Genomic DNA, 6,804 nt, shown 5'->3' with positions numbered 1-6,804 from the left:
GCTCCTACAGGGGGGCGGCCAGACACTCATCACCCAAACCCCACAAATCCTTGTAGGAGCGAGCACGCTCGCGATGGACTCGAACGATAACGCGAGCCTCCTGAATGCCCGCGGCGCCCTCGGGTTTTTCGCGAGCATGCTCGCTCCTACAGGGGGGCGGCCAGACACTCATCACCCAAACCCCACAAATCCTTGTAGGAGCGAGCACGCTCGCGATGGACTCGAACGATAACGCGAGCCTCCTGAATGCCCGCGGCGCCCTCGGGCTTTTCGCGAGCTTGCTCGCTCCTACAGGGGGGCGGCCAGACACTCATCACCCAAACCCCACAAATCCTTGTAGGAGCGAGCACGCTCGCGATGGACTCGAACGATAACGCGAGCCTCCTGAATGCCCGCGGCGCCCTCGGGTTTTTCGCGAGCATGCTCGCTCCTACAGGGGGGCGGCCAGACACTCATCACCCAAACCCCACAAATCCTTGTAGGAGCGAGCACGCTCGCGATGGGCGTGAACGATAACGCGGGCATCCTGAATGCCCGCAGCGCCCTCGAGTTTTTCGCGAGCTTGCTCGCTCCTACAGGGGGCGGGGTGTTTCTCGTATGTCAGCGCCCTGCCAGCTCGTGCAGATTAGCCAGCGTCTGAGCATCGAGAGTGATGCCGCAGGCCTGGGATTGGGCGCGTTGCTGATGACGCCGATCCCCCGGCAAGCGCTTCAAGCCAACCCCGTGCATCTGTCGCACCAGTTCCTTGCTGCGTTCGGCGAAGCCTTGGCCGGCCGCCTTGCTCGGGTCGATCACGATCAGTAACTGGCCGGTCCACGGTGTCTTGGCGCCCGGATGATTCTTCCAGTCGAACTCGAAGGAAAAGTTACCCCCGGTCAGCGCCGCCGCCAGCAATTCCACCATCATCGACAGCGCCGAGCCCTTGTGCCCACCGAACGGCAGCAGCGCTCCGCCTTCAAGTATCGCCTTGGGGTCTTGCGTTGGCTGGCCCAGGCTGTCCACGCCCATACCTTCGGGCAAGTGCTCGCCCTTGCGCGCAGCAATTTGCACATCGCCATGGGCAATGGCACTGGTCGCGAGGTCGAAGACAATCGGCTCACCCTCGGCACGCGGGGCAGCGAAGGCAATCGGGTTGGTACCGAACAATGGCCGGTCAGCGCCGTGGGGCACCACGCAGGTCATGCTGTTGACCACACTCAGGGCCACCAGGCCTTCATAGGCGAAGGGTTCTACATCCGGCCACAACGCGGCGAAATGGTGTGAATTACGGATTGCCAGCACCGCAATGCCGGCGCTTCTGGCTTTTTCCACCAACAACTCGCGCGCGGCGGCAAGGGCGGGCTGAGCAAACCCGTTACCGGCGTCAACCCGGACAAACCCCGAAGCCACATCTTCGACCACCGGGACGGCCTGACCGTCGACCCAGCCGCTTTGCAGCGTGGAGACGTACCCCGGAATCCGGAATACACCGTGGCTGTGCGCACCGTCACGTTCGGCACCGGCACAGTTGAGCGCCAGGGTCCTGGCGACTTCGGCAGAGGTGCCATGTCGCACGAAAATCTGTTCGAGCAGTACCACCAGTGAATTGAAATCGAGGGTTTGTTTGGCCGAACTGACTGCCATTTCAGGCGAAGCGGTCATTTGAAGCTCCAGTTTTATTATTAGAGACGGGCGACCCGCCGATTAAGCGCTTCCCAACCGGCTTTCTGTCAAGCCTCTCGCGTTATCGCGCCCAGCAATATGTACCGCACCCTGACCAGTCCGTCCGCCCTATTGTCTTCCCTCGACCCAACGACCTGCGATCGAACCTCTATCGCACTCTTTCGAGGAAACACCATGCCTGAGTCATCGACTCCCTATTTTTTTGAGGAAGCGGAGCGCGCTTCCACGGCCAACCAGCCCGGCGACCGGGAAAACGCGTTGAAATTCACGCTGGATGACCTGAACTGGTTGAAGGCTGTTTATCTACCTGACAAAGCAGCCCGTACCGCCGCAAAAAATCCCATGCAGGTCCATGAACTGCTGCTGGACCTTGCCGACAAACCCGCCATTCCCATGGCCGGCGCCTTTGCCATGAGCCGCCCGGCCAACGGTGAAGCAGTGCTCTACACGCCCTGGAAAGGCCTGATCAAATTCGCCGACATGGATGATTTAAAGAGCAAGCTCAAAGAATGGCTCGAACAGGACACCGGCAAGCACGAACTGCTGCGTTTTCTGTCCGTCGCACAGCGTACCCGGGTACTGGCAGGCAGCGCACCGGGCATTTCCACCCAGGACATCGACGCCGCGGTATTTCAGCGTCAGGAACATATCCTTGAGCGCAATAGAGCCGCTAACCTCACGGCCATGATGGCCGAGCTGGTCGAGGCACCGTCACTGCAGTGGATGCTCGACGAAACCCTGAAAATCGCGCTCCACAAGCCATTCGCGGCACTGGATCAACGTCATACCCGAATGGACACTGTGACCACTTCGACAACCGCTTCCGATGACAAGGTCACCCGAAAAAAAACCTCTTCCGTGCCACTGAGCGACGCCCTGCTCCAGTTGTATTTGCACAACAACCACTGGCCGTCTGGCGATACCAGGACATTTTCCAACCCCCTCCATGGCACCAGCAGCGAGGCCGACAATAAAACCTGGGAAAGCACGCTGCAGCAAATCGTGCAGAGCTTCACGCCGCGCTTGCAAAGCCTGATCGAAACCTACTGGAACACCTCGGTCAACAACGGGACGTCCCGCCAGGCGTTTTTCTCCCAATGCCTGCGTGACGCCTACTACCTCGACCTGTTGCTGAAACGCCAGCAAGGCGTTTTGACGGCTGAGGGCTATCTGCAACTGATCGCGGTCGGCCTCGAGTCGGCAACGACCAGCCCTGTGCGTGTTGAGAAGGTACGGGTCACCGCGCCCTTTAAACATTACGTGGAGTTGGCCTGCACCTTGATGATCGGCAAAGCCGACTCCCTCGGTTATCTGTACAGCCCAGGCAGAGGCATCGAAGTCACGAGCGACCTGTCCAGCGTTCGAAAAACCGTGTTGCAAATGATGATAAGTGATGGCCATGAAGACAACCTGCTCAACTTCCTCTCACTTCAGGAGCGCAATACCTTTATCGAACTCACACCTTTAGACGACCGCATGATTATCGGAGAACCTGTCACCACCCCGGTATTCGAACGGTTGATGACGGGCATTCTCGACAGGCAACTGAGCAACCTCACCTACGCCTTGAACCGCTACCGCGAAAGCGAAGGCACACTTGACCCGCATGCGTTGATCGACAAGGCTCTGGATGTGCGCGCAATGATCGATCAGCGATTGCTGAGCACCGACGCTGGCGGGCGCTGGAGCACGCAAACCGATCTGCGCTGGACCGCGCAACCGGCCACCGTGCGGGCAGAGTCAGCGAAACAGCAATTGGCCACGCTTGCAACGCTCGAGCAAGCCCTTGAAACACGCCTTGAAAGCCATCCCCCCGTCGCCACGACTGCAAGCTCTGTCGACGAGGCAGCGGCAAATGTCGACTCATCCTTGAAAACGTTACAAGCGGACTTTGCCAATCTGTTTGCCACAGCGTTGAAAAGCGAACTGCAATTGCGAACCGTGGCGCGTACATTGAGTGCGCCGGAGCAGGCAATCATCCGCACTGTGCTGCAGACACCGCAGAAACTGCAGCGCGCTGCCCTCAACGGTTTTCTGCCTGATGCCTTTTCCCTGGCGCTGCAAACCGGCAACTCCGATGAGCCGTTGCCACTGGCCAGCTGTTTCGTGCTGACCGAACGTGGCGGACTGGACCGGGAGCATTCGGGCAAAGCCATCCTGTGGACGCCGGCTTTGGGGTTCGAAGCCTTCCCTTCCCTGGCTCCTTTGCTGGCCGAACTCGAAGGACGCCTGAAGGATCACGATAAGCGCCTCACACTATTGGAAAACCTCGGCCGCAGCGAGCGATTGCCGGGTCGGTCCTTCACCCTGGCCCCCCTGCAACGGGTGGTCGACCATCTTTTCGAGCATGTGCAAAAGCCCTTTGTGCAACTGGACCGGGTCAGCGTCACCAAGGCACTGGCCACCGATACCCGATCAGCGGTCGCAACCCGCACCGATTTGCTGAAACTGGTGGCGCTGCGCGAACCCCAGACCGGACTGCGCCGCGCGACAGACATCGCCCAATCGCTGATCACCCAGCAAAACACTCCGCCCTGGCTGGCCAAGGCGTCGATTCAAGACCAGATCCTGCATGCCGAGTTGCTGGAGCAATACCTGCGTAACGTCGACAAAGACCAGGACTACCTCAGCGGTGTTCGCTCGCTGGCTCGCACAGCGCATCATGAACTGCACAAACAACTCAAGGCTGACACCTTCGACCTCGACCCGGACAAAATCGAACTGCAGATCAGCGCACGCGGGGCCTCGACAGCAAAGGCGCAAACCCTCACGAACTTTGCCCTGGACCATCTCCAGGAACTGGACGCCGCGCGCTTCACCCTCGTCTCGCTGGATGAGGGCAAAAAGATCCCTGAGGCGATGGACGCAAACTACATCAAGACCCTGATCCGCAATCTAAAGCTCGGTCAGCACCAGCAGGCCATCCTCGACACAGCGTTTGCCACGACAAACGCAGACGCAACCGAACGACGCAATCGCTTTGCCGCGCAACTTCCATGGCAACTGATGCACTTCGCTCACACAGAAAAGCTCCAGGAACGCCTGAGTGAAACCGGTTTCGACCTGATCAAGCAGGTCATGGACATGCCCGATGCCATTGCCCGAGCGACCGTCGAGGGGGCGAGTGCGATAATTCGGCCGCTGGAGCTCAAAGGCATCAAGGAGCAGCAGACGGTTTCGGTGCCAGGCGTCTATCTGGTCGGCGACAAAGACGAGGCGACCGGTCCACAGGTGCTGCTCGCGCCTTATAGCGCCAGGCACAGTCTCCGGGAGTACGAAAATGAAGCTGCACTGATTACCGAACTGAAAACCCATGGCGCACTGCGCGACTGGGTGCTCAACAGCGTGCCGGCGCAGGTGCGCGAACTGTGCAAGGAAAAGCTGGCCGCCACCTCCGGTCAAACCGGTGGCATCAGCCTGGCGTCGACTCCCGTCAAGGCGAACCTGTTCCAGCGGTTGCTCAAGGACAACCTCGGGTTGATCAGTCGGTTCCTTGGCTTGCAGTCCGAAAACAATTCCCGGGAGCAATGGGAAACCGTCAAACAGGTGCTGGGCGAGGATCTCGACCTGGCCACATCGTTTTTCACCGGCAAACTGCGCTACCCGATCACCGTATGGCAGAGTTTCCGTGAGTTCAAACAGTCCGCCGAAGACTTGCAGACCCACCGGTGGAGCGCCGCAATCAGGGAGTTCATCAGCGGAGTCGGGCAGCTCGCCAGCTTGCGCCAATCGCTGGAGGCACAACAAACCCCGGCGTCGGCGGTGAGCGAGCCTAATGCGCAAGACGACACAGAGACAAAGGCAGAAGATGCAAAGGACAAGATAAAAACGCCAGAGAAGCGATTCAACTACAAGGACATCGCCGTCACCGCGCCAGGACGCACGCAGTTGCAGCGTTTTGAATCCACCGGGGTTGATCTCGGTTCCCTGATGCTGGACACGAGCCTCGGGCTTTACACCGATTCAACCGACAAAAAGAACTATGCCCCCGTTGAAGGCAAAGTGTATTCACTGGAGAAAAACGGTGAGCGCTGGCGGATAGCCGGCAAGAAACCCCTGGGGCCCTACGTGCGCCAGAATGTATCGAAGCAATGGGTCCTCGACCTGGAAAAAATCCCAAGCCTGGGCATCATCAACCGTTGGAGTTCAGCCTACTCCGCCTGGGAGGGCATGAACATCCAGGCCAAGGGTATGCCGCAAATTCGCCGGTTGTTTCCAGTCAAGGCGCGCTTGATCGATGAAGGCCTCGACCTGGCGACCAGCTATGCGTGGAATGCCTTTCGCAATCTGCAATTGCTCAATACTTCCGGGAACACGGTGACACCGGTTCACCGGCTCATCATGGACTTTCTTGATGTACCGGCCGTGCTGCCTGCGCATGTGACCGCGCTGGAAAAAGTCGTCGGTGATGTGTTTGCCGCCCTGCTCGACCCCTCGCTCAGAAAGCCGAAGTCGAAACGATTTGCCGTCGGCCGCGTCCTCGCGGATGAAGATCACACCTACGCATTTGTCGTGCCTAAGGACCCGCAGCGGATCATCTATCTGACGGAACGATTCTTTCACCCAAACTTCGACTACTACCGCAACTACATGACGGACGCCGCCTTTCCCATCAGGGCTCACTCCCGGGCGGCCACCCTTATCCATGAGCTTTCCCACATTGCCTGCCAAACCGCGGATATTGCTTACCTCGACTCTGGCAGGCCTTTTCACGACTTGATCGAAACGTCCCCACAACGGGCCAAAAACTTAAAGAAGGCACTGTCCGATCTGCAACGCAAAGCGCTGTCGAGCCACACTCCCCTCAATGAACTGTTCGCGGTCTACAACGCCGACCTGGGCCAATGGGAGGACTTGGGAAGTACCACTTATGAGGACACCGACGAAGCCAAGGAACGGGTTCTGAAACTGACCGGCAAACCGAGTCTGAGCGAAGCACGCACACGTTTCGCAGCCGAGCCCCTGATTCGGATGGCCGTGCAGCTCGGTAACGCCGACAGCGTCACCTGGTTGATCACCCAGTTGGGACGCCAGTTGCACGTCAGTACGCCCTGAATCTGAATAGATGCCTGAGTAGATGGGCGATTGCCGTGACGGATGTTCTCGACAACTTCCGTCACGGTTCGAATGCCGGGAATCAGG

2 protein-coding genes are annotated in these 6,804 nt (G+C 59.0%); one reads left to right on the top strand and one right to left on the bottom strand.

The window, feature by feature from the left end; genetic code table 11:
- Window positions 1–600: 600 nt before the first annotated feature.
- Window positions 601–1,641 carry an Ldh family oxidoreductase gene (locus AC07OG_RS18640; RefSeq protein ID WP_495067741.1) on the bottom strand — a complete coding sequence of 347 codons (1,041 nt, stop codon included), beginning with the start codon at window positions 1,639–1,641 and terminating at the stop codon, window positions 601–603.
- Window positions 1,642–1,836: 195 nt separating this feature from the next.
- On the opposite strand from AC07OG_RS18640, the gene AC07OG_RS18635 reads away from it, so the two are divergent.
- A complete protein-coding gene (locus AC07OG_RS18635; protein WP_495067740.1) occupies window positions 1,837–6,717 on the top strand; it encodes a dermonecrotic toxin domain-containing protein in 4,881 nt (1,626 codons plus the stop codon).
- Window positions 6,718–6,804: the final 87 nt, after the last annotated feature.

The sequence above is a fragment of the Pseudomonas sp. GW821-FHT09H03 genome, assembly GCF_059415945.1.
The sequence above is the reverse complement of the archived record's forward strand: the minus strand, read 5'-3'. Positions and strand labels throughout refer to the sequence as shown.